Origin of the sequence: Rhodoferax sp. (assembly GCF_023700745.1) — a bacterium.
Taxonomy (GTDB): Bacteria; Pseudomonadota; Gammaproteobacteria; order Burkholderiales; family Burkholderiaceae_C; genus Rhodoferax.
Window position 1 is genome coordinate 23,701 of the sequence record NZ_JAMPYG010000018.1, and the last position, 22,332, is coordinate 46,032.

Annotated in this window: 19 protein-coding genes; 8 read left to right on the forward strand and 11 right to left on the reverse strand. The window is 56.4% G+C overall.

Going from position 1 to position 22,332, the window contains the following annotated elements:
* The first annotated feature begins 1 nt into the window (after position 1).
* From NDJ10_RS13015 to NDJ10_RS13035, 5 genes are all read left to right on the forward strand, one after another.
* Positions 2–1,447 carry a sigma-54 dependent transcriptional regulator gene (locus tag NDJ10_RS13015; protein ID WP_296162950.1) on the forward strand — a complete coding sequence of 482 codons (1,446 nt, stop codon included), beginning with the start codon at positions 2–4 and terminating at the stop codon, positions 1,445–1,447.
* Positions 1,422–2,039: a 1,6-anhydro-N-acetylmuramyl-L-alanine amidase AmpD gene (gene ampD, locus NDJ10_RS13020; protein ID WP_296162952.1), complete on the forward strand. Its 618-nt coding sequence runs from the start codon at positions 1,422–1,424 to the stop codon at positions 2,037–2,039. Before NDJ10_RS13015 ends, ampD begins: the two co-directional genes overlap by 26 nt.
* A gap of 288 nt (positions 2,040–2,327) precedes the next feature.
* On the forward strand, positions 2,328–5,201 hold the full coding sequence (locus tag NDJ10_RS13025; protein ID WP_296163011.1) for a ribonucleoside-diphosphate reductase subunit alpha: 2,874 nt from the start codon (positions 2,328–2,330) through the stop codon (positions 5,199–5,201).
* A gap of 125 nt (positions 5,202–5,326) precedes the next feature.
* Complete coding sequence (locus tag NDJ10_RS13030; RefSeq protein WP_296162954.1) at positions 5,327–6,481, forward strand: ribonucleotide-diphosphate reductase subunit beta; 1,155 nt, start codon at positions 5,327–5,329, stop codon at positions 6,479–6,481.
* 167 nt (positions 6,482–6,648) lie between these two features.
* The gene (locus NDJ10_RS13035) at positions 6,649–7,188 is read left to right on the forward strand and encodes a histone (protein ID WP_296162956.1); all 540 of its coding nucleotides are present in this window, start codon (positions 6,649–6,651) and stop codon (positions 7,186–7,188) included.
* Between the two features lie 56 nt (positions 7,189–7,244).
* Here the strand turns inward: NDJ10_RS13035 and NDJ10_RS13040 are convergent, their stop codons facing one another.
* The 6 genes from NDJ10_RS13040 to NDJ10_RS13065 all read right to left on the reverse strand — a co-directional run bounded on the left by NDJ10_RS13040 (position 7,245) and on the right by NDJ10_RS13065 (position 12,193).
* Positions 7,245–8,201 (reverse strand): zinc-ribbon and DUF3426 domain-containing protein, encoded by a 957-nt coding sequence (locus NDJ10_RS13040; protein WP_296162958.1) that lies wholly within the window; start codon positions 8,199–8,201, stop codon positions 7,245–7,247.
* Between the two features lie 9 nt (positions 8,202–8,210).
* Positions 8,211–9,104: a 50S ribosomal protein L11 methyltransferase gene (gene prmA / locus NDJ10_RS13045; protein WP_296162961.1), complete on the reverse strand. Its 894-nt coding sequence runs from the start codon at positions 9,102–9,104 to the stop codon at positions 8,211–8,213.
* A gap of 12 nt (positions 9,105–9,116) precedes the next feature.
* Complete coding sequence (gene accC, locus NDJ10_RS13050; protein ID WP_296162963.1) at positions 9,117–10,466, reverse strand: acetyl-CoA carboxylase biotin carboxylase subunit; 1,350 nt, start codon at positions 10,464–10,466, stop codon at positions 9,117–9,119.
* Between the two features lie 15 nt (positions 10,467–10,481).
* Entirely contained in the window at positions 10,482–10,940 is a 459-nt protein-coding gene (accB, locus tag NDJ10_RS13055; protein WP_296162965.1) for an acetyl-CoA carboxylase biotin carboxyl carrier protein, read from the reverse strand.
* 123 nt (positions 10,941–11,063) lie between these two features.
* Positions 11,064–11,603: a TlpA disulfide reductase family protein gene (locus NDJ10_RS13060; RefSeq protein ID WP_296162967.1), complete on the reverse strand. Its 540-nt coding sequence runs from the start codon at positions 11,601–11,603 to the stop codon at positions 11,064–11,066.
* Positions 11,600–12,193 (reverse strand): hypothetical protein, encoded by a 594-nt coding sequence (locus NDJ10_RS13065; RefSeq protein WP_296162969.1) that lies wholly within the window; start codon positions 12,191–12,193, stop codon positions 11,600–11,602. Before NDJ10_RS13065 ends, NDJ10_RS13060 begins: the two co-directional genes overlap by 4 nt.
* An 89-nt stretch (positions 12,194–12,282) precedes the next feature.
* Here NDJ10_RS13065 and mpl point away from each other — a divergent pair, with 89 nt between their 5' ends.
* Positions 12,283–13,683 (forward strand): UDP-N-acetylmuramate:L-alanyl-gamma-D-glutamyl-meso-diaminopimelate ligase, encoded by a 1,401-nt coding sequence (mpl, locus tag NDJ10_RS13070; protein ID WP_296162971.1) that lies wholly within the window; start codon positions 12,283–12,285, stop codon positions 13,681–13,683.
* Between the two features lie 51 nt (positions 13,684–13,734).
* Here mpl and NDJ10_RS13075 read toward each other — a convergent pair whose 3' ends face one another.
* From NDJ10_RS13075 to tyrS, 5 genes are all read right to left on the reverse strand, one after another.
* Entirely contained in the window at positions 13,735–14,874 is a 1,140-nt protein-coding gene (locus NDJ10_RS13075; protein ID WP_296162972.1) for a 3-deoxy-7-phosphoheptulonate synthase, read from the reverse strand.
* Between the two features lie 230 nt (positions 14,875–15,104).
* On the reverse strand, positions 15,105–16,565 hold the full coding sequence (gene tldD, locus NDJ10_RS13080; protein ID WP_296162976.1) for a metalloprotease TldD: 1,461 nt from the start codon (positions 16,563–16,565) through the stop codon (positions 15,105–15,107).
* Between the two features lie 154 nt (positions 16,566–16,719).
* Positions 16,720–17,874 (reverse strand): rod shape-determining protein RodA, encoded by a 1,155-nt coding sequence (gene rodA / locus NDJ10_RS13085; RefSeq protein WP_296162979.1) that lies wholly within the window; start codon positions 17,872–17,874, stop codon positions 16,720–16,722.
* Positions 17,875–17,882: 8 nt separating this feature from the next.
* On the reverse strand, positions 17,883–18,359 hold the full coding sequence (dtd, locus tag NDJ10_RS13090) for a D-aminoacyl-tRNA deacylase (RefSeq protein WP_296162981.1): 477 nt from the start codon (positions 18,357–18,359) through the stop codon (positions 17,883–17,885).
* A gap of 54 nt (positions 18,360–18,413) precedes the next feature.
* Positions 18,414–19,658, reverse strand: a complete 1,245-nt coding sequence (tyrS, locus tag NDJ10_RS13095; protein ID WP_296162983.1) for a tyrosine--tRNA ligase — start codon at positions 19,656–19,658, stop codon at positions 18,414–18,416.
* A gap of 140 nt (positions 19,659–19,798) precedes the next feature.
* Here tyrS and NDJ10_RS13100 point away from each other — a divergent pair, with 140 nt between their 5' ends.
* Together NDJ10_RS13100 and NDJ10_RS13105 are read left to right on the forward strand one after the other, a co-directional pair.
* Positions 19,799–21,190, forward strand: coding sequence for a M23 family metallopeptidase (locus tag NDJ10_RS13100; protein WP_296162984.1), 1,392 nt, complete (start codon positions 19,799–19,801; stop codon positions 21,188–21,190).
* A gap of 21 nt (positions 21,191–21,211) precedes the next feature.
* Positions 21,212–22,327 carry an anhydro-N-acetylmuramic acid kinase gene (locus NDJ10_RS13105; RefSeq protein WP_296162988.1) on the forward strand — a complete coding sequence of 372 codons (1,116 nt, stop codon included), beginning with the start codon at positions 21,212–21,214 and terminating at the stop codon, positions 22,325–22,327.
* The last annotated feature ends 5 nt before the right edge of the window (positions 22,328–22,332 follow it).

A 22,332-nucleotide genomic window follows, 5' to 3' on the forward strand; every position in this document is an offset into this window, starting at 1 on the left:
CATGACACAAACCACCCAACACATCCTGGTGGTCGATGATGAACCCGACCTGCGTACTATTTATGAACTGACCCTGTTGCGTGAAGGTTACCGGGTCGATACCGCAGAAAACCTGCAGCAGGCACGCACCTGCTTGGAAAACAGGGTCTTTGATGCTGTCATTACCGACATGCGCTTGCCTGATGGCCTGGGTTTGTCACTGATCTCCGAACTCAAGGCCCGACATCGCAGCGAGCGCTGTATTGTCATCACAGCCTATGGCTCCCCTGCCAATGCCGTTGAGGCCTTGAAAGCAGGTGCTTTTGACTACCTGACCAAACCAGTCGATTTAAAACAATTCCGTTCCGTCATTGCTGAAGCGCTACGCAGCACCCCCCCCCCACTCCCCAAGCAAACCACGCAGCGCCATCAGACGCAGCCCGAATGCAGCAACGGACCAGACCATCCGGGTGCCCAGTCGCTGGCGCGGCTGGTGGGTCAGTCCATGGCAATCCGCCAGATCAAGGAACGCATCCTTAAAGTCGCACCCAGCATGGCACCGATCATGGTCACGGGCGAATCAGGCACGGGCAAAGAACTGGTGGCTTGGGCGATTCACAGCAACAGCCACCGGGCCCAGGAGGCCTGGGTCGCCGTGAACTGCAGTGCCATTCCCGAAAATCTGCTGGAGGCCGAATTTTTTGGTGCCAAAAAAGGGGCCTACACCGGGGCCAACCAGGACCGACAAGGTTTCTTTCAGGCCGCCCAGGGAGGCACCTTGTTTCTGGATGAAATTGGCGACCTGCCTTTGGCCATGCAGGCAAAATTGTTGCGCGCCATTCAGGAACGGCGGGTCAGGCCCCTGGGCTCGCCGCAGGAAGAAATCGTGGATGTACGTATCATCAGCGCCACTCACAAAGATTTGGCCACAGAAGTCCAGCAGGGCAACTTCAGGCAGGATCTGTATTACCGACTCAATGTGATTGAAGTGGCCATCACGCCCCTGCGTGAACGACAAGAAGACTTGCCAGACCTGTGCCACGCACTGTTGTCACGCATTGCCCAGGAAGCCGGCTTGCCGACACCCAGGCTCAGCAAGGAAATGCTGGCGCAACTGGCGCAAATGCCCATGCCGGGCAACGTCCGCGAACTGGAAAACCTGCTCCACCGCAGCGTGACCCTGGGCGACCTTGACCAACTCCAAAGCACACCCATCCCCGCACCACCTGCAGTCACGACCACCCCATCGGTAGATCACATTCCCAATGATTTGCAGGCGTATCTGGATACACATGAGCGCGCCATTTTGCTCCGCACCCTGCAAGAAACCAACTTCAACCGCACCGCTGCCGCGTCACGACTGGGCTTAAGTTTGCGACAGATCCGGTACCGCATCGCCCGGTTGGGGATTGCCACCGCCACCCCTGATGAGAATTCCGACGATGACGCCATTGACGCAAGCTGCTGACGCCCTGTGGTCTCAAGGCTGGTACCGATTTGCCGCGCATCAGGCCTCACCTAACTTTGGTCCTCGACCACCTCAGGCCCACATCGATTTGATTGTGCTGCACTCCATCAGCTTGCCACCTGGTCAATATGGCGGGCAAGAGGTCCAGCAGTTCTTCAACAACCAACTCGACTGGCAAGCCCATCCCTATTTCAGTCAAATCAAAGGATTGCAGGTTTCAGCGCATTTCTTCATCCGGCGCAACGGTGAACTCTGGCAATTGGTCAGTTGCGATGACCGCGCCTGGCACGCCGGGACCTCCGGTTACCGCGGCCGCAGCAATTGCAACGACGACAGCATCGGCATTGAACTCGAAGGGCTGGAAGGCGACTTGTTTGAAGACGCACAGTATGAATGCCTCCAGAGCGTTTGCGCCGTACTGATGCAACGTTACCCCATTGCCCACCTGGCAGGACATGAACACATTGCCCCTGGCCGCAAGGCCGACCCTGGCGCGGGCTTTGACTGGTTGCGTTTGCAAAAATACCTGGGGCTTGATGCTCGGTATTTACCCGTAGCCGTAGGCTCTCAAACTGATAGAGAAAACCGCTGAATTGATGCGTTAGTTCTTTGAGAAAGTACCAGCACGCAAGATCGGACGTGCATCGATCGCTATCAAATTTCGAGAAGCACGGCTCTTCGATCGCAACCAGCTTTCTCCTGGAAAACACTACGGGTAGTGTAAAAACAAACTCATAACCCTAGATATAGTGCTAAGCTAAGACCTTCTACAAGGTGCGTGCAGATTCCTCGAACTGCCTCGCCCTTGGTTTATCGACCAGCTTCAAGAGAGGATGCCATGCAAACTGCCCAACCCACGCCCGGTTCACCTTACAACAACATGCCGGTCAGATCAGCATCAAACGAACCGTCTGCGACCAGCAGTGGGGCATTGAGCCAATACCAAATCATCCGGCGCAACGGTGCCGTGGTGCCGTTTGAACCCAACAAGATTGCTGTGGCCATGATGAAGGCCTTTCTGGCTGTGCATGGCACCCAGGGTGCAGCGTCTGCCAGTGTGCGCGAAACCGTTGAGACGCTTACCCAGGTCGTAATCAAGGCGCTGATGCGTTCGCGCCCCGCCGGCGGTACGTTCCACATTGAAGACGTACAAGACCAGGTGGAACTGGGTTTGATGCGCGAAGGTCACCATGAGATTGCCCGCGCCTATGTGCTGTACCGCGAGAAACGCACGCAGGAACGCGTCCAAAAGGTGGTTCAACAAAGCCCCGCAGCACCGCAGTTTCACGCCATCGAGAAGGGCCAGCGCGTGGTGCTCGATCTGGCGCGCCTGCAAGGCATCATCACCGACGCTTGCAGCGGTCTGGATGCCGAGGTCAGGCCCGAGCCGATCATGGCCGAGACCCTGCGCAACCTGTATGACGGCGTCCCCATGGACGAGGTCTACAAGGCCTCGGTGCTGGCGGCCCGCACCCTGATCGAAAAAGATCCGGACTACACCTACGCAACCGCGCGCCTGCTGTTTCATACCATCGCAAAGGAAATCCTGGGCGAAGACGTGGCCCAAGCTGACATGCCACAAGCCTACACGGACTACTTTCCGCAGTTCATCAAACGCGGCATCGAGCACGAACTGCTTGACGAAAAACTCCAGCAGTTTGATTTGCCACGGCTCGCCGCAGCCCTCAAGGCCGAGCGTGACCTTCAGTTCGACTACCTGGGCCTGCAAACCCTGTATGACCGCTACTTTTTGCACATTGGCAAACAGCGCATTGAATTGCCCCAGGCATTTTTCATGCGGGTCGCCATGGGATTGGCGCTGAACGAAATCGACCGTGAGGCACGTGCTATCGAGTTCTACGAAGTCTTGTCCTCGTTCAACTTCATGTCGTCGACCCCCACGCTGTTCAACAGCGGCACCTTGCGCTCACAGCTCTCCAGTTGCTACCTGACCACGGTGCCCGACGACCTCGACGGCATCTACGAGTCGATCAAGGAGAACGCCCTGCTGTCCAAGTTCGCCGGCGGCCTGGGCAACGACTGGACCCGCGTGCGAGCCCTGGGCAGCCACATCAAAGGCACCAATGGCGAATCCCAGGGCGTGGTGCCTTTCCTCAAAGTGGTTAACGATACGGCGGTGGCAGTCAACCAGGGCGGCAAACGCAAGGGTGCGGTATGCACCTACCTGGAAACCTGGCACCTCGACATCGAAGAGTTTCTGGAGCTGCGCAAAAACACCGGTGACGATCGCCGCCGCACGCACGACATGAACACGGCCAACTGGATCCCTGACCTGTTCATGCGCCGCGTCATGGAAAAAGGCCAGTGGACGCTGTTCTCGCCCAACAACGTGCCCGACCTGCACGACAAGTTTGGCATCGCCTTCGAACAGGCCTACGTGGCCTATGAAGAAAAAGCGGCGCGCGGCGAAATCAAGCCTTATCGCACGGTGCAAGCCAGCGACCTGTGGCGCAAGATGCTGACCATGCTGTTCGAGACCGGCCATCCGTGGATCACGTTCAAAGATGCCTGCAACATCCGCTCACCGCAACAACATGTGGGGGTGGTGCATTCCAGCAACCTGTGTACCGAGATCACACTCAATACCAGCAACACCGAGACCGCGGTCTGCAACCTCGGCTCGGTCAATTTGCTGCAGCATTTGAAAGACGGCAAGGTGGACCATGCCAAGCTGCAAAAGACGATCACCACCGCCATGCGCATGCTCGACAACGTGATCGACATCAACTACTACGCGGTCAAAAAGGCGCGTGACTCCAACCTGCGGCATCGCCCGGTGGGACTGGGTCTGATGGGCTTCCAGGACAGTCTGTATGCCTTGCGTCTACCCTACGCGAGTGAAGCCGCGGTGCAATTCGCCGACGAATCCATGGAAGCCATTTGTTATTACGCTTACCAGGCTTCGACCGAACTGGCACGCGAACGCGGCCAGTATTCCAGCTACAAGGGCTCCTTGTGGGATCAGGGCATCCTGCCCATCGACACGCTCGACCGGCTTGCACACGAACGTGGAGGTTATGTTGAAGTAGACCGATCCAGCACCCTCGACTGGGACGCGTTACGGAAGAAAATTGCCGTGCACGGCATGCGCAATTCCAATTGCGTCGCCATTGCGCCCACCGCGACTATTTCCAACATCATCGGGGTCGACGCGTCGATTGAGCCCTGCTTCGGCAACCTGTCGGTCAAGTCCAATTTATCAGGCGAGTTCACCATCATCAACAGTTCGCTGGTACGCGACCTCAAACACCTCGGCCTTTGGGACGACGTGATGGTCATGGACCTCAAACATTTTGATGGCTCACTGGCCCCCATTGACCGGGTGCCCGAAGAAATCAAGTCGCTTTATGCCACCGCGTTCGAAGTGGAAACCCGCTGGCTGGTGGAAGCTGCGGCGCGGCGTCAGAAGTGGATTGACCAGGCGCAATCGCTCAATATTTACATGGCAGGTGCATCAGGTAAAAAGCTCGATGACACCTACAAGCTGGCCTGGGTTCGCGGTCTCAAAACTACCTACTACTTGCGCACCCAGTCGGCGACACACGTAGAAAAATCAACCGTGACGGCGGGTCGTTTAAATGCTGTGTCATCGGGAGGGGAAGTAACGGGACAAAGCCACATGAGTGCGCTGGAAGTCGCGGCAGCTGCAGCGCGTCAACAGATGGCCGCCATCCCTGCCACTGACGTCAAATTTTGCGGGGTCGACGACCCAACTTGTGAGTCTTGCCAGTAGCTTTAGCATGCGCTCGGCGCGGTCGATGTTGCAACACCACAGTGTGACATTCACCCGTGCTGAACGCGAACAAAATTCTTTCAATTTATGACACTAGATCTCATAATTCACCGATTGGAAAAAACATGTTGACTTGGGACGACGAAGTTATACCCACTGCCAGTTTGCCTGCCCCCGCAGCCAGCCGTCCGGACCCGGTGATGGCAGCGCGTTTCTCCGGCCCTCCCACCGTCCCACTCAAAGCGCCCGGGGTAGCCCCAGCGCGACGCGTCAATGCCGCTGACAAACGCATCATCAATGGCAAGACCGATGTCAACCAGTTGGTCCCCTTCAAATACAAATGGGCTTGGGAGAAATACCTATCGAGTTGCGCCAACCACTGGATGCCGCAAGAGGTCAACATGACGCGCGACATTGCGCTCTGGAAAGATCCTCATGGCCTGACCGAAGACGAGCGACGCATCGTTAAACGCAATTTGGGATTTTTCGTCACTGCCGACTCCCTTGCAGCCAACAACATCGTGCTTGGCACCTATCGCCACATCACTGCACCCGAGTGCCGCCAGTTCCTGTTGCGTCAGGCTTTCGAGGAAGCCATCCACACCCACGCTTACCAATACATAGTGGAATCACTGGGGCTGGACGAAGCCGAGATATTCAGCGCTTACAACGAGATCCAATCCATCCGCGACAAAGACGAGTTTCTGATTCCATTCATCGAGGCCATCATGGACCCGCAGTTCAGGACTGGTACACCGGAGGCCGATCAGACCCTGCTCAAATCATTGATCGTATTCGCCTGCCTGATGGAAGGCCTGTTCTTTTATGTCGGCTTCACCCAGATCCTGGCACTGGGTCGACAGAACAAGATGACTGGTGCAGCAGAGCAGTACCAGTACATCCTGCGTGACGAATCCATGCACTGCAATTTTGGCATTGACCTGATCAACCAGCTCAAGCTGGAAAACCCGCAACTCTGGACAGCAGAATTCAAGGCTGAAATCAAAGCCCTGTTTGAAACCGCCGTCGACCTTGAATACCGCTACGCTGAAGACACCATGCCACGCGGCGTGCTGGGCATGAATGCATCCATGTTCAAGGGTTACCTGCGCTACATTGCCAACCGCCGAGCCACCCAGATTGGACTCGATGCACTCTTCCCCAACGAAGAGAACCCCTTTCCCTGGATGAGTGAAATGATCGACTTGAAGAAAGAGCGTAACTTTTTCGAGACTCGTGTCATTGAATACCAGTCTGGCGGCGCCTTGTCCTGGGAATGACCGCGACGTATGACCCACCTCATTTCACCAACTTTTGAACCAGCTCATGGCTGCAAAGTTTGGTTGACCCCCATTCATGGTGCTGGGAACCCGCCCAACACCATGAATCACTTGACGCGCAATGATTTTCGTCAAGTGCTCTTTGCAAATTGATCAAGGAGATTGACATGGCCACTGCAAAAAAACCTGCTGCCAAGCCTGCTGCAAAACCCGTAGCAAAAGCTGCTGCCAAACCAGCGGTTAAAGCTGCTGCCAAACCAGCGGTTAAAGCTGCTGCCAAACCAGCTGCTAAAGCTGCTGCCAAACCAGCTGCTAAAGCTGCTGCCAAACCAGCTGCTAAAGCTGCTGCCAAACCAGCTGCTAAAGCTGCTGCCAAATCAGCTGCTAAAGCTGCTGTCAAACCAGCTGCTAAAGCTGCTGCCAAACCAGCTGCTAAAGCTGCTGCCAAACCAGCTGCTAAAGCTGCTGCCAAACCAGCTGCTAAAGCTGCTGCCAAACCAGCTGCTAAAGCTGCCGCCAAACCAGCTGTTAAAGCTGCTGCTAAAGCTGCCGCCAAACCAGCTGGTAAGCCCGTAGCAAAAAAGGCGGTGGTCGCCAAAAAGGCAGCTCCAGCAAAAAAAGCCGCCAAGGCCCCTGCGGCGCCAGCAGCACACACCAAGCTCAATCCAAAAGCAGCCTGGCCGTTTCCATCTGGATCCAAACCCTGACCCATCATTTGCGCCGAGGTGTCTGCCCGTTGCCGAATGTGCAGCGGGCTTTCCTGTCAGGGATAAAAAATCAGCAAACGATAGCCCTGTGGCCGCACCCCGGCGGCCTCAGACCTGATACGAATATACGCGGCAACTGACCATTCACCCGCCGCAGCCACCGAGTCAACCGTAGCGCCCAATTCGGTTGGTGTAAAAACTTTTCGCACCACAGGCTGATCAGACAGATCGGTCAAAGTTAATTCGATCGCAGGCAAGGCCAACGCAAATCGACCCTTGTTTTTGACGGCAAAATGCAATTCAAAGCTGTCTTGCCCCATTTGCTGAAACGTTGCGGAATCAATCACCAAGTCTTCAATGCGAAGAAGTGAGGAGACGCGACAGTCCATGACATCGCAGACGAATTGCAAGGCAGGTTTAAGCTCAGGAAACACAACCGCCATCTGATCGCGTTGGCGGTACAAGCCCTGAACCATCAGACCAAACACAAGAAGGACACCCAGTCCCCACCAGAATACGCGCCGATTACTCGGCTGCATGCTTGAAGGACGGTCTGGCATCTGCATAAACGAGACAGGTTCAGCCAATGGCTCGCGTTGTAGGTGCGTTGTCTCGGCAGCATCCGCTTCTGTCTCATTTGAAGGCTTGATCAATAGCGCACCCGACGCCCATGATGCCTCAGACGAGAACCTCACCCCCTCATGACGTACCGGAGCGCCCTCTGCTGGCACGGATGCAAGGTGTTGATTGCCGCTGGCCGATGCAGAAGACGCCAACTTCCGGTCGACGACCTCGGTTTCATCGGGCATCCATTGCGTCGTTTGAACGAAGTCATCCACAGACACCGGAAAAGAGGGATTTGTGCTTCTGACTTCGGTTTCGACCAACTGCTGTGAAGCATCGAAAATAACATCACACTGCCCGCAACGTACCCAGCCATCCGAAATACGCAACTGGTCAGGAACCAGCTTGTAACGCGTATGACATGCAGGGCAGCGGGCTATCAAGTCCATGAAGCACGCTTATTTTGTCGCCGTCATCAAGATCCAACCATCTTCAGTATCCGCGACCTCAAGTGCGCAGTAGGGTGCATAGGCCGCCTTGAGTTCGTCGACCTGGCGTTCCAGAATACCTGCCAACACCAAGGTCCCGCCATCCGCCACTCGCGACCAGAGCAGCGGTGCCAGCACCTTCAAGGGCGTCGCCAGGATATTGGCCAGCACAGTCTGGTACACACCATGGATCGTTTCCGGCAAACCCGCACGCAAAACGACATGGTTGGCCTGCGCATTCAGCACAGTTGACTCCACCGCGGCCAAATCTATATCGACCGCATCAATGTCGGTAGCACCAAATTTGGCGGCACCAATGGCCAGGATGCCAGAACCACAGCCATAGTCCAGCACGCGGCTCAGTGCCACCAGGTCGACACCGTCATGGCGGGCGATCCAGCGCAAACACATCCGCGTGGTGGGATGGGTGCCAGTACCAAAGGCCAGTCCCGGATCAAGCCGAATGACAATGCGCGCTGTAGCGGGAGGTTCATGCCAAGTGGGAACAATCCAGAATTCAGACGTGATGTCCACAGGAGCAAACTGCGACTGCGTCAAACGTACCCAGTCCTGCTCCGGCACATTCTGAATCCCCAAAACCGCACAGCCCTCAAAGAAATCCTGCAATTGCAGCAGTTCAAGTGTGGCCTGGGCCTGTTCACGGGTTGCAAACAGGGCCAGCACCCGGGAGCGCTGCCAGCCCTCTTTAGGTGGCGGCATCCCTGGCTCGCCAAACAGCGCCTGCTCGGCATCAGTTTGAGCATCAGCATCTTCCACGCTGATGCTCAAGGCATCGAGCGCATCGAGCGCGTCGCTCAAGGTTTCGACCCGGTCTTCCGGGCACATCAAGCGCAACTCAAACATGGCGCTGCCCCATCACCGGTTGTGATTGGCAAGCCAACCTTCAAGGTAATGGATGTTGGTACCACCCTCCATGAACTTGGCATCGACCATCAACTCTCGATGCAATGCAATGTTGGTGTTGATCCCCTCCACAACCGTTTCACCCAACGCCGTGCGCATGCGCGCCAGGGCCTGTTCACGGGTATCACCATAAACAATGATTTTGCCGATCATCGAGTCATAGTTGGGTGGCACAAAGTAATTGGTATAGACATGCGAGTCCACACGCACACCGGGTCCCCCTGGAGGATGCCACATGGTGATGCGCCCGGGCGACGGAATGCACTTGTAAGCATCCTCAGCATTCAGCCGACACTCAATGGCATGCCCCCGGATTTGAATCTGACGCTGTGTGAACGGTAACTTTTCACCGGCTGCCACCATAATTTGCGTTTTGACGATGTCAACGCCCGTTGTCATCTCGGTTACCGGGTGTTCGACCTGAACGCGGGTATTCATCTCAATGAAGTAAAACTCGCCGTCCTCATACAAAAACTCAAAAGTACCGGCACCGCGGTAACCAATCTTTTTACAAGCGGCCACACAGCGTTCGCCCACACGTTCAATCAGCTTGCGGGGAATGCCTGGTGCAGGGGCTTCTTCAATGACTTTTTGGTGACGCCGCTGCATTGAACAATCGCGCTCACCAAGATAGACCGCGTTTTTGAACTTGTCGGCAAGAATCTGAATTTCGACATGGCGCGGGTTCTGCAAATACTTTTCCATGTACACCGCAGGATTGCCAAAAGCAGCGCCGGCTTCGTTTTTGGTCATCGCCACCGCGTTGATCAGCGCTGCCTCGGTGTGCACCACCCGCATGCCACGGCCTCCACCACCGCCTGCGGCCTTGATGATGACCGGATAACCGATCATTTTGGCAATCCGTTTGATCTGGACCGGATCGTCCGGCAATTCGCCTTCAGAGCCGGGCACACAGGGCACACCCGCCTTGATCATGGCTTGTTTGGCCGACACCTTGTCACCCATGATTCGGATCGATTCCGGCGTAGGGCCAATGAACTGGAAGCCGCTGCGCTCCACCCGCTCTGCAAAATCAGCGTTCTCACTCAAAAAACCATAGCCCGGGTGAATGGCTTCTGCATCGGTAACCTCGGCGGCCGAAATAATGGCCGGCATGTTGAGGTAACTTAGCGCGGAAGATGCAGGTCCGATGCACACCGCCTCTTCAGCCAGTTTGACGTACTTGGCATCGCGATCAGCTTCCGAATACACCATAACGGCCTGGACACCCAACTCACGGCAGGCACGTTGGATCCGCAAAGCGATTTCGCCTCGGTTGGCAACCAGAATTTTCTTAAACATGAATGGCGCCTGACCTTAATCAATGATGAAGAGCGGTTGACCATATTCCACCGCTTGACCGTTATCAGCCAATATGCGTCGCACGGTCCCGCTCTTGTCAGATTCAATTTCATTGAGGATTTTCATGGCCTCAATGATGCAGAGGGTCTCACCCTCCTTCACATTGTCGCCAACCTCGACAAAAGACTTGGCGCCCGGTGAAGCAGAACGATAAAAAGTTCCTACCATTGGCGACTTGACGGTATGGCCGGTTTCAGCCGGGACCGCAGCCACGACAGGGGCTGCCTCAGGTGCGGCAACAGGTACCGCGACCGGCACCTGCGTTGCAGACGGACTCTGGGAGGCAAAGTGTTGAATCACGGCTCCCCCCCCTTTGACAATGCGAATTTTGCCTTCTGCTTCAGTGATTTCAAGCTCGGAGACATTTGATTCCGAGACCAGGTCGATCAGGGTTTTGAGTTTTCTGAGATCCATGGGGGCTCCAACGAAAATAGGTAACTGCCAACAGGAATTCACTTATATTTTCGATAAATTGCAATTAATTTTCGACAAAACAAGCTAACTAGGCATTATTTTACATTTTCTTTACAACGTCAATCAGACTGGCAAGCGCTCCCAAAGACGCAGATCATCGGCTGTCAGCTTGCCCATTTTACGGTGGACAACTTGGCCTGTCGAATCAAATACCACGGTAAACGGCAAGGCACCAGATGAATTTCCAAGCGATCGACTGATTTCGATGCCTGGGAAACCGGCCAAAGCGACCGAAAAAGACAGCGGCGACTGAGCCAGAAAACGAGTCACCGGCGCAGCCTGATCTACTGCCAAACCCAATACCTGCCACCCTTTTGTCTTGTTTTGTTGAAAGAAATTGTCAATTAACGGCAGTTCTTCAACACAGGGTGGGCACCAGGTTGCCCAAAAATTCAACACCAGCGGGCGACCCTTGAATGTACTTGTCGCCAGTACAACCCCGTCCAACCGGGCGAATTGTTGTCCCCAAAAATGATTTTCAGCCTCTTGAAGCGCCTGTGACTGGCGCTTGATAGTACGCCAGACCAAGCCTGCACCGACACCAGCCAAAGCCAACCCGGCGGCGGCAAGCAAGCCGCGCCGTGATGTACGCGACGCGCTCATGCCGTCCGCTGCGTCAGCAAACGTCGGACAGCCGCGGCATCCCCACGCGGCGCGCGGCACCTGGCATCGGGTTTAAGCGCACCGCGCATATCGTCAAAATCATAAATCATCAGATGCACCCCTATATCTTCATTCAATTCGGCACAAAAGGCATGCACGCTCAAAGCCTCGACCATCTCGCCTTTGAAGCCCGAGACCGTGCGCGGGACATAACTCACATGCTGGTCAATCAACGCGATTTCAGCTGATTTGCTGTCATCACAAAATAACTGGAGGTAAATATCCGACTTTCTAGTCGCTGAGCCATGCCACACCGCCCCCCCCAAGTGAGGGCGAAACTCAGACAAGCGCGCCATCCAGTCCAACGCCAGGCGCCGCAAGGCCTGCAACTCATGCGGCTGGGTGTCCGCACAAAACACCGCAATGTAATCCATCACTGCCTCTTCCAAAACTTCATTGGATGGCAATGCCCCTCGCCCATTCAGACCCAGCTCTTTGACCGCCCGTCGTTTGGCAGGGCCGTACTCAAGGCCATCCTCCACCACCCAACGGGCGGCCTGTGTCGCAATTTCAGATTGGATTTCAGTCATGGAAAGTGCATTTTGCCCTGATTGTGTTTCTCCAGCCCTGCAGAGGGAATGGGTCTGGCACTAACGGATTGGCCACCTAAAATGACACCATGCATATTCACATTCTTGGCATCTGCGGCACCTTCATGGGAGGACTTGCCGCCTTGGCACGCGAAGCAGGCCACAAAGTCACCGGCTGTGATGCTGGCGTTTACCCCCCCATGAGCGACCAGTTACGCGCTTTGGGGATTGACCTGATGGAAGGCTATGGTGCCGATCAACTGGCACTCAAGCCAGACATGTATGTGGTCGGCAACGTAGTGAGCCGTGCACAGTTGAACGATGGCACACCCAAATTCCCGCTGATGGAAGCCATTCTCGATGCCGGTCTGCCCTACACCAGCGGACCACAATGGCTGGCCGAGCACGTATTGCAGGGTCGCCATGTGATTGCCATTGCCGGCACCCATGGCAAAACCACCACCACCGCCATGACCAGCTGGATTCTGGAACATGCTGGCTTGCAACCCGGCTTTTTGGTTGGTGGCGTGCCACTGAACTTTGGCGTCTCTGCCCGACTGGGCCAGGGCCAGGCATTTGTCATTGAGGCCGATGAGTACGACACCGCCTTTTTTGACAAACGCAGCAAGTTCGTGCACTACCGGCCACGCACCGCCGTACTCAACAATCTGGAGTTTGACCACGCCGACATTTTTGACAATCTGGCGGCCATTGAGCGGCAATTTCACCATTTGCTACGCACCGTGCCCGGTACCGGCGCGCATGGCAGCGGGCGGATCGTCGTCAACGGCTTGGAAGAAAGTCTGGGGCGCGTGCTGCACATGGGCTGCTGGAGCGAGGTGCGCAGCTTTGGCGCCGCCGTCAGCGACTTCACGGCACAGGGCGAGGCGCAGGACTTCGACGTATTATTTCAAGGTCAAGCCGTCGGTCACGTGACATGGCCACTGACAGGCAACCACAACCAACTCAATGCCCTGGCCGCCATCGCTGCCGCCGAACACCTGGGCGTTGACCCGCAGCTTGCTGCGCAGGCGCTGGCCAACTTCGAGAACGTGAAACGTCGCATGGAGTTGCGCGGCACGGTCCAGACCGCGAACGGAAACATCAACGTTTACGACGACTTCGCCCACCACCCCACGGCGATTCGCACCACCGTGGACGGCCTGCGCCGGACACTCAAGGCCGGCGAACGCATTCTGGCGGTATTTGAGCCGCGTTCCAACACCATGAAACTGGGCACCATGAAATCGCAATTACCCTGGAGTCTGGAACAGGCCGATCTGGCTTTTTGTCACAGCGCCGGTCTGGATTGGGATGCCAACGAAGTGCTGGCAACCATGGGCGCACGGGCGGTGGTGACAAACAACATCGACGCACTGGTCAGTCAAGTCAGTCAGGCCGTCCGAGGCGGGGACCACATCCTGTGCATGAGCAATGGCGGTTTTTCCGGAGTTCATGCCAAGCTGCTGCAAACACTACGCAACAAATAACAGGGCCCACTGGCAGGACGTCGCCAGAGGCCCCCAAGACCTCTGGTGGTTTTACCTACTAGCGCGTCGCGCCAAGACTGCTTTGGACAGCACGTCCAGGCATTCCATCGAATCATCCCAGCCCAGACAGGCATCGGTGATGCTCTTGCCAAATTCGAGCTTGTCGGATTTGTCCTTGCCCGGCGTGAACTTTTGCGCACCAGCCTGCAGGTGACTTTCAACCATGACGCCGAACACCTGGTGCGAGCCAGCCTTGATCTGATTGGCAATATCACGCGCCACCTCCAGCTGCTTTTCGTGCTGCTTGCTGCTGTTGGCGTGACTGCAGTCCACCATCAGGGTGGCGGGCAGTTTGGCTTTTTCCAGTTCGGCACAGGCCGCCGCGACACTGGCTGCGTCATAGTTGGGCGCTTTGCCACCGCGCAAAATCACGTGGCAGTCCTTGTTGCCATGGGTTTGCACAATCGCCACCTGACCATTCTTGTGAACTGACAGAAAGTGGTGGCCGCCGGCGGCGGCCTGAATCGCATCGGTAGCAATTTTGATGTTGCCGTCGGTGCCATTCTTGAAGCCGATCGGCGCGGACAGACCGGAGGCCAGTTCGCGGTGCACCTGGCTCTCGGTGGTGCGGGCGCCAATCGCGCCCCACGCGATCAAGTCACCCAGATACTGGGGAGAGATCACGTCCAGGAATTCACTACCGGCGGGCAAGCCCAGACGGTTGATCTCGATGAGCAATTGGCGGGCGATGCGCAGACCTTCGTCGATGCGAAAGGATTCGTCCAGGTAGGGGTCGTTGATCAGGCCTTTCCAGCCGACGGTAGTGCGCGGTTTCTCAAAGTACACGCGCATCACAATTTCCAGCGAGTCAGCGTACTTGTCGCGCTGCTCTTTCAACCGGCGCGCGTACTCGATGGCCGCCGCCGGGTCATGAATGGAACACGGGCCAATGATCACCAACAGCCGGTCATCCTTGCCCGCCATGATCTGGTGAATATGCCGCCTTGTGCTGCTGATCATCTTTTCCACTGGCGTGCCCTGAATCGGAAAAAACCGGATTAAATGCTCTGGCGGCGGTAACACGGTGATGTCCTTGATACGTTCGTTGTCGGTCTGACCGGTACGGTCAGTGGCGGGACTTGGCGCGTTGGTACCCCAGGCATCTTTATCAGCAGTGGCTTTGGCAGTCATGGACAGGTTCCTCATAGAGTTGAAATCAAGAACACATAAAAAAACCGCCGGGGTTAGCGGCGGTTTTTGGAAGATCAGGACGTTTGATTCAGGTACGTTCAGAACTCTCTACCGCCGGTGGCGCTTGAGAACCAAAAATAGCCAAAGAAAAAATAAACTGACTTCATGAGTCTGAAATGTAGCACAGTCGCATCAGTCAAAAATGACAAAATCACTTGCGCGCTTTGGCGTCATGCCGTCCCACCCACCGTCAGGCCATCGATCCGCAACGTGGGTTGCCCGACCCCGACCGGAACACTCTGGCCTTCTTTGCCGCAGGTGCCAACCCCGCTGTCAAGCTTCATGTCATTTCCGATCATGCTGACGCGTTTCAGCACTTCAGGCCCACTGCCCACCAGAGTCGCGCCCTTCACCGGATACAAAATCTTGCCGTTTTCCACCCAATAGGCCTGGCTCGCCGAAAACACGAACTTGCCCGAAGTGATGTCCACCTGACCGCCACCAAAGTTGGTGGCGTACAGACCTTTCTTGATGCTGGCCACGATTTCTTCAGGCGCCTTGTTACCGCCCAGCATGTAGGTGTTGGTCATACGCGGAAGCGGCACGTGCGCGTAACTCTCACGCCGCCCGTTGCCCGTTGGTTTGACCCCCATCAAACGGGCGTTCATGGCGTCCTGGATATAGCCCTTGAGAATGCCGTCTTCAATCAGCACATTGCGGCCGCTGGCGTTGCCTTCATCATCGACATTGAGCGAACCCCGCCGGTCACTGAGGGTGCCGTCGTCCAGCACAGTCACCCCCTTGGCAGCCACCCGCTGGCCAATTCGGCCACTGAAAGCACTCGACCCCTTGCGATTGAAATCACCTTCGAGCCCGTGACCGATGGCTTCGTGCAACAAAATACCTGGCCAGCCTGCACCCAGCACCACCGTCATCTCACCCGCTGGCGCGGGTCGTGCATCCAGATTGGTGAGCGCCGCCGAGACCGCTTCATCGACATACTGCCCAATCAGTGCGTCATCAAAATAGGCAAAACCAAAACGACCGCCACCGCCGGCAGATCCGACCTCGCGACGACCTTGTTGCTCGGCGATCACGGTTACGCTCAAACGCACCAGCGGGCGCACATCGGCAGCCAGGGTACCGTCGGCACGCGCCACCAGCACCACGTCATACTCTGCAGCCAAACCGGCCATAACCTGCGCCACACGCGGATCTTTGGCACGTGCCAACTGTTCTACTTTTTCCAGCAAACTGACCTTGGCCGTGCTGTCCAGACTAGCAATAGGGTCAAGTCCGTTGTACAGGGTGCGCGAAGACGCAATTTTTTTAGCAGGCACCCGCACCCGCCCAACCTGCGCGATGCTGGCGATTGACCGTACGGTCCGTGCCGCATCCAGCAGCGAGGCTTCAGAAATGTCATCGGAATAGGCAAAAGCGGTTTTCTCGCCGCTGACTGCGCGCACACCAACACCCTGATCGATAGAGAACGAGCCGGTTTTGACAATGCCTTCTTCCAGACTCCAACCCTCTGAACGGGTGTACTGAAAATACAAATCGGCCTCATCGACCTGATGCGCCTTGATTTCGGCCAAGGCGCGGGCCAGGTGGGATTCGTCCAGCCCAAACGGGGTCAGCAGCAGGGACTTGGCAATTGCCAGGCGTTCAAGAGTGGGTTCGCGTGAAATCATCGCACGATTCTAGGGCTTGGGGGTCAATTTGGGCGGTGGATGGCAGCACTCAACCACTTGAACCATGCGGTGAACAGCCATCCTCCTACAAGATGTTGAGGACAGAGCAAATTTGCCACGGAAATATTGATCTGCCTCGCAAGGGATCAGGTTGTCAGGATTGCACCAGTCTTTTGGACTTGGCAATCGACATCAGGATGCCCAGGCCCAGGCCCAGGGTGACCATGGCTGTGCCGCCGTAGCTGATGAACGGCAAGGGCACGCCCACCACCGGCAAAATACCGCTGACCATGCCCATGTTCACGAAAGCGTAGCAAAAGAAAATCATCGCCATGGCCCCCCCCAACAGGCGGGTGAACACGGTGGGCGCCTCCAGCGCAATCACCAGCGCACGCAACACCAAAAAGAGAAAGGCAGTAATCAGCAGCAAATTACCAAACAAGCCAAACTCTTCCGAGAACGCCGCAAAAATAAAATCAGTGGTGCGCTCCGGGATGAACTCCAGATGGGTTTGTGTGCCCTGCATGAAACCCTTGCCCCAAAAACCACCGGAGCCAATCGCAATCATGCCCTGGATGATGTGAAACCCCTTACCCAAGGGATCGCGACCGGGGTCCAGCAAAGTGCATACGCGCTGCTGCTGGTACTCATGCAACAATGGCCAACGGACACCCTCGGCACACAACTCAGGCTCAAACACCACCAGCATGGTGATGCCCAGCAAGGTCAGAATCAATGGCGGCGCCACCAGCTTCCAGCTCAAGCCGGCAAAAAAGATCACGGACAGTCCGGCCGCCAGCACCAGCAGCGAGGTACCTAAATCAGGCTGTTTCATGATCAGCCCAACTGGCAACATCAACAACAGGCCAGCCACCAGAAAATCCAGTGGCCGCAATTGACCCTCTCGCTTCTGGAACCACCAGGCCAACATCAACGGCATGGCAATCTTGAGGATTTCACTGGGCTGAATGGTCACGCCGACATTGAGCCAACGCCTGGCGCCTTTTTTTGTCACCCCAAACACCGCCACCGCGATCAACAACGTAACACCCAAAATGTAGAGCGGGACAGCCAGTGCCATCAAACGCTGTGGTGGAATCTGAGACACCACGAACATGATGAAGCCGGCAATCAACATGTTGCGCGCATGGTCTTCAAAGCGCGTGCCATGGTCGTAGCCGGAGGAATACATGGTCAGCAAACCACCGCATACCAGTATGAAAACGGCAAAAGCCAGGGGACCGTCAAACCCTGAAAACCAGGGTGATAGACGACGCGACAGGGAAGGACGTTCAAAAACCAGCGACATGGGCGTGATTATCGCGGGACGCAATCAGGTGGTGACACCCTCAAGGGTATCGTTACCGGACCGTCGTTCACCAGGTGCACCTGCATGTCGGCGGCAAACTGGCCGGTTTGCACGATGGGGTGCACCGCCTGGGCCTGTTTTACAAAATACTCATACAAATGTCGACCTTCGTCAGGTACCGCAGCCGTCGTGAAACTGGGCCGGTTGCCGCCTGAGACATCTGCCGCCAGCGTGAACTGGCTCACCACCAGCAAACCACCCATTCGTCCATGACCATCGATGTTTTGCACGTTGTGGTTCATCTTGCCCGCTGCATCGCTGAAAATTCGCAATTTCAGAATTTTGGCCAGTAGTTTTTCACCCTGCGCCTCGGTGTCACCACGCTCAGCGCACAGGAAGACCAGCAACCCAGGGCCAATTTCGCCGACCACGCGGCCAGCCACGTCCACCCGGGCGTGGCGCACCCGCTGCAGCAAAGCCATCATGATCGAGCCACCAGACAGCCGGGTTGCGACTTGACAATCCCTTTCACGAGAGGCTCAAGACAGTGTCACGCGGACAAACTTGCGTTTCCCAACTTGCAGCACGTACGTACCCGCACCCAGCTTGAGTCCCTTGTCACTCACGACACCCGAGTCCAGCCGAACGCCACCACCATCAATCAGGCGATTGCCTTCGCCGCTGGAAGTCGCCAGACCCACGGTCTTTAACAAAGCACCAATGCCCAAGGCTGCACCGCCCTCGCCCAAAGGCAAACGCACCTCGGCAATCTCATCAGGAACGCCGCCCTTGCTGCGATTGATGAAGTCCTGCTCGGCCGCATCCGCCGCCGCGCTGGAGTGGAAACGGGTGGTGATTTCCTTGGCCAGCGCCACCTTGGCCTCCTTGGGATTGCGCCCGGCCAGCACATCCGCCTTCAAGGCAGCAATTTCAGCTTCCGACTTGAAGCTCAGCAGCGTGTACCAACGCCACATCAGCACGTCAGAGATGCTCAGGACCTTGGCAAACATGGTGTTGGCATCCTCGGAAATTCCAATGTAGTTGCCCTTGCTCTTGGACATTTTCTCAATACCGTCCAGGCCCTCGAGCAGGGGCATGGTCAAAATGCACTGAGGCTCCTGGCCGTATTCAGCTTGCAGGTGACGTCCCATCAACAGATTGAATTTTTGATCGGTCCCTCCCAGTTCCAGATCACTCCTTAGAGCCACGCTGTCGTACCCCTGCATGAGCGGGTACAGGAACTCGTGCACGCTGATCGGTGTGCCGGCGTGGAAACGGTCATGAAAATCGTTGCGCTCCATCATGCGTGCCACGGTATAGCGCGCTGCCAGCTCGATCATGCCGCGCGACCCCAAGGTGTCGCCCCACTCGCTGTTGTAACGAATCTCGGTTCTTGATGGGTCCAGAACCATGGACGCCTGACGGTAATAGGTTTCGGCATTGACCTCAATTTGCTCGCGGGTCAGCGGTGGACGCGTGGTATTACGACCGGACGGATCACCGATCAGCGTGGTGAAATCGCCAATCAAAAAGATGACGGTGTGACCCAAGTCCTGCAATTGGCGCAGCTTGTTGAGCACCACCGTATGGCCTATGTGAATATCCGGTGCAGTCGGGTCCAGTCCGAGTTTGATGCGCAACGGGGTACTGGTCGCCTCTGAGCGCGCCAGTTTCTTGAGCCAATCTTCCTGAGGAATCAGTTCTTCACAGCCGCGCAGGGTGACCGCCAAAGCCTCCCGGACACGATCAGACACAGAAAATTGAGGTGATTTGGCATTTGTCATAAGGGTTTTTCTGGATGCAACGGATCGGGCAGGGTTTATACTCTATAGCTGTTTTTTTAGACTGATTTTACGTTGGCAACCCGGCCTATTTTTTCTTGCCTGTTGCTTCCTTCAGACAAGACTCATTCCAGGATTCTCTCTTGTTCAAGCAATTTTTTGCCATCGGCCAGGTTTTCGCGAACACTGCTGCCCATTTGCTGAAGCAGCACCCCAAGCGTGTCACAGCCGTAGTGGCGGCATTGTTGCTGAGCGGCGGTGGCGGTGCTTTTGCCGTGGCCTCACTGGGGCCGGATGCCGCTGATTTACCCGTGCGCGAAATACTGGAAACAGTGCAGCCGCTGGCCGTCACTGACTATATCCAGGATGTCACCCCGGCGTATGTGCTCTACCGAACTGATAACACGCGCGCCAGCGACACAGCCGATACCCTGTTCAAACGCCTGGGCATCGACGATCCACAGGCTGCCGCTTACCTGCGCAACGATGACAGCGCGCGTCAGATTTTGCTTGGCCGCAGTGGCCGTCAAATTACCGTCGAAGCCCTGAACGACCAGCGTCTGCAAAAACTCACAGCCCGCTGGAGCACCGACACCGATGCTCAATTCAAACGTCTGGTCATTGAGCGCAAAGGCGATGGTTTCAGCACACGCCTGGAAACTGCCCCCCTGAGCGCCAGCAGCCAACTGGCCAGCGGTACCATTCAGAATTCATTGTTTGCAGCCACCGATGAAGCCAAGATTCCCGATGCCATCGCCGTGCAATTGGCCGAGATTTTTTCGGGCGACATCGATTTCCGTCGCGAGTTACGTAAAGGAGACCGCTTTTCCGTGGTCTATGAAACCCTGGAAGGCGATGGTGAGCCCCTGCGCACCGGTCGCGTCCTGAGCGCCGAATTTGTCAATGCAGGCAAGACCTATCAGGCCATGTGGTTCGATGAACCCATTGCAGGTCAAGCGCCCGGAAGCACACAGGCAGGCAGGCCCAGCTACAAGGGGGGTTACTACACGCTTGATGGCCAAAGTTTGCGCCGCGCATTTTTAAGCTCGCCAGTCGCCTTTTCGCGTATCAGCAGTGGCTTTGCCATGCGCTTTCATCCGGTGTTGAAACAAATGCGCGCCCATCTGGGCACTGACTTCGCAGCCAGCACCGGTACACCGGCACGTACCGTCGGCGACGGCGTGGTGACATTCTCAGGCGTTCAAAATGGCTACGGTAATGTTGTTTTTATCAAGCACCGCGACGAAACCGAAACGGTGTATGCCCATTTGAGCAAACTGCTGGTCCGTCGTGGCGAGAAGGTAAGCCAAGGCCAAACCATTGGTCTTGTTGGTTCGACCGGCTGGGCGACCGGTCCTCATCTGCACTTCGAGGTGCGCCACAATGGTGTACAGCAGGATCCCATGAAAGTGGCCCAAAAGAGCGAGACCGTTCCTGTCACTGCAGCAGTCAAGCCCGTTTTCGACAAATTAGCGCAACAGGCCAAAATTGCATTGGCCGCTGCCGCCACCATGGAAGTGACCAGCGCGCAGTAATTTGCTTACCTACGGCATCGCATGACTGCGTTATTCATCGGCCTGATGTCAGGCACCTCGCTGGACGGAGTCGATGGTGTCCTGGCGGACTTTGGTACCACCCCGATCGCTATTCGCGCCCATGCCAGTGCCGCACTTGAACCTGCCCTGAAGGCGGAACTGCTGGCACTCAACCAGCCAGGCATCAATGAGCTGCATCGCGCCGCCTTGGCCGCCAACGCGCTCATGCGAGTCTATGCCAGCGTGGTGGAACAATTGTTGGCCATGACTTCCTTTGTGCCTCGGCAGATCACAGCCATCGGTGCCCATGGACAAACGGTGCGGCACCAGCCCCAAATACACGATGGCACCGGCTACACATTGCAGTTGGCGAATCCAGCATTGCTGGCTGAACTCACCGGCATCGATGTCATTGCAGACTTCCGGAGCCGCGACGTGGCCGCTGGCGGCCAGGGGGCGCCCTTGGTACCAGCCTTTCACCAAGCCGTATTTGGCAAGCCGGATCAGACCATGGCGGTACTCAATATTGGCGGCATGGCCAATCTCACCATCTTGGGTCTTGCGCGGACGGATGATGTGCTCGGCTTTGATTGCGGCCCCGGCAACGCCTTGATGGATGCCTGGTGCCTGCGCCATCTCGGTCTTCCATTTGATGCTTACGGCACCTGGGCTGCAAGCGGCCAAGTACATACCAACTTGTTGAACACCATGTTGGCCGAACCTTTTTTTGCTTTGCTGCCGCCGAAAAGTACCGGGCGGGACTTGTTCAACCTTGATTGGCTTGAACTGCAACTCAAAGGCTTTCCCAATGTGATGCCTGTCGATGTTCTAACCACATTAACCGAATTGACTGCTAGAACCTGTGCCGCATGCGTCCAAACTTATGGTTCGAAGAGCAAACAACTGATCGTTTGCGGCGGCGGCGCCTTCAATGCACACTTGATGGCGCGCCTGCAAGCACTGCTGCCGGGCGTGGTGGTTCAAGTCTCCGATGCCCACGGCCTGCCAGCACAACAGGTCGAGGCCGCAGCCTTTGCCTGGCTGGCCCGCAAAACAATCCGGCGCGAAACCCTGGATCTAAAAAGCATCACGGGCACCCGAGGTGCCCGTGTATTGGGTGCGATTTACCCGGCTTGAGCCGG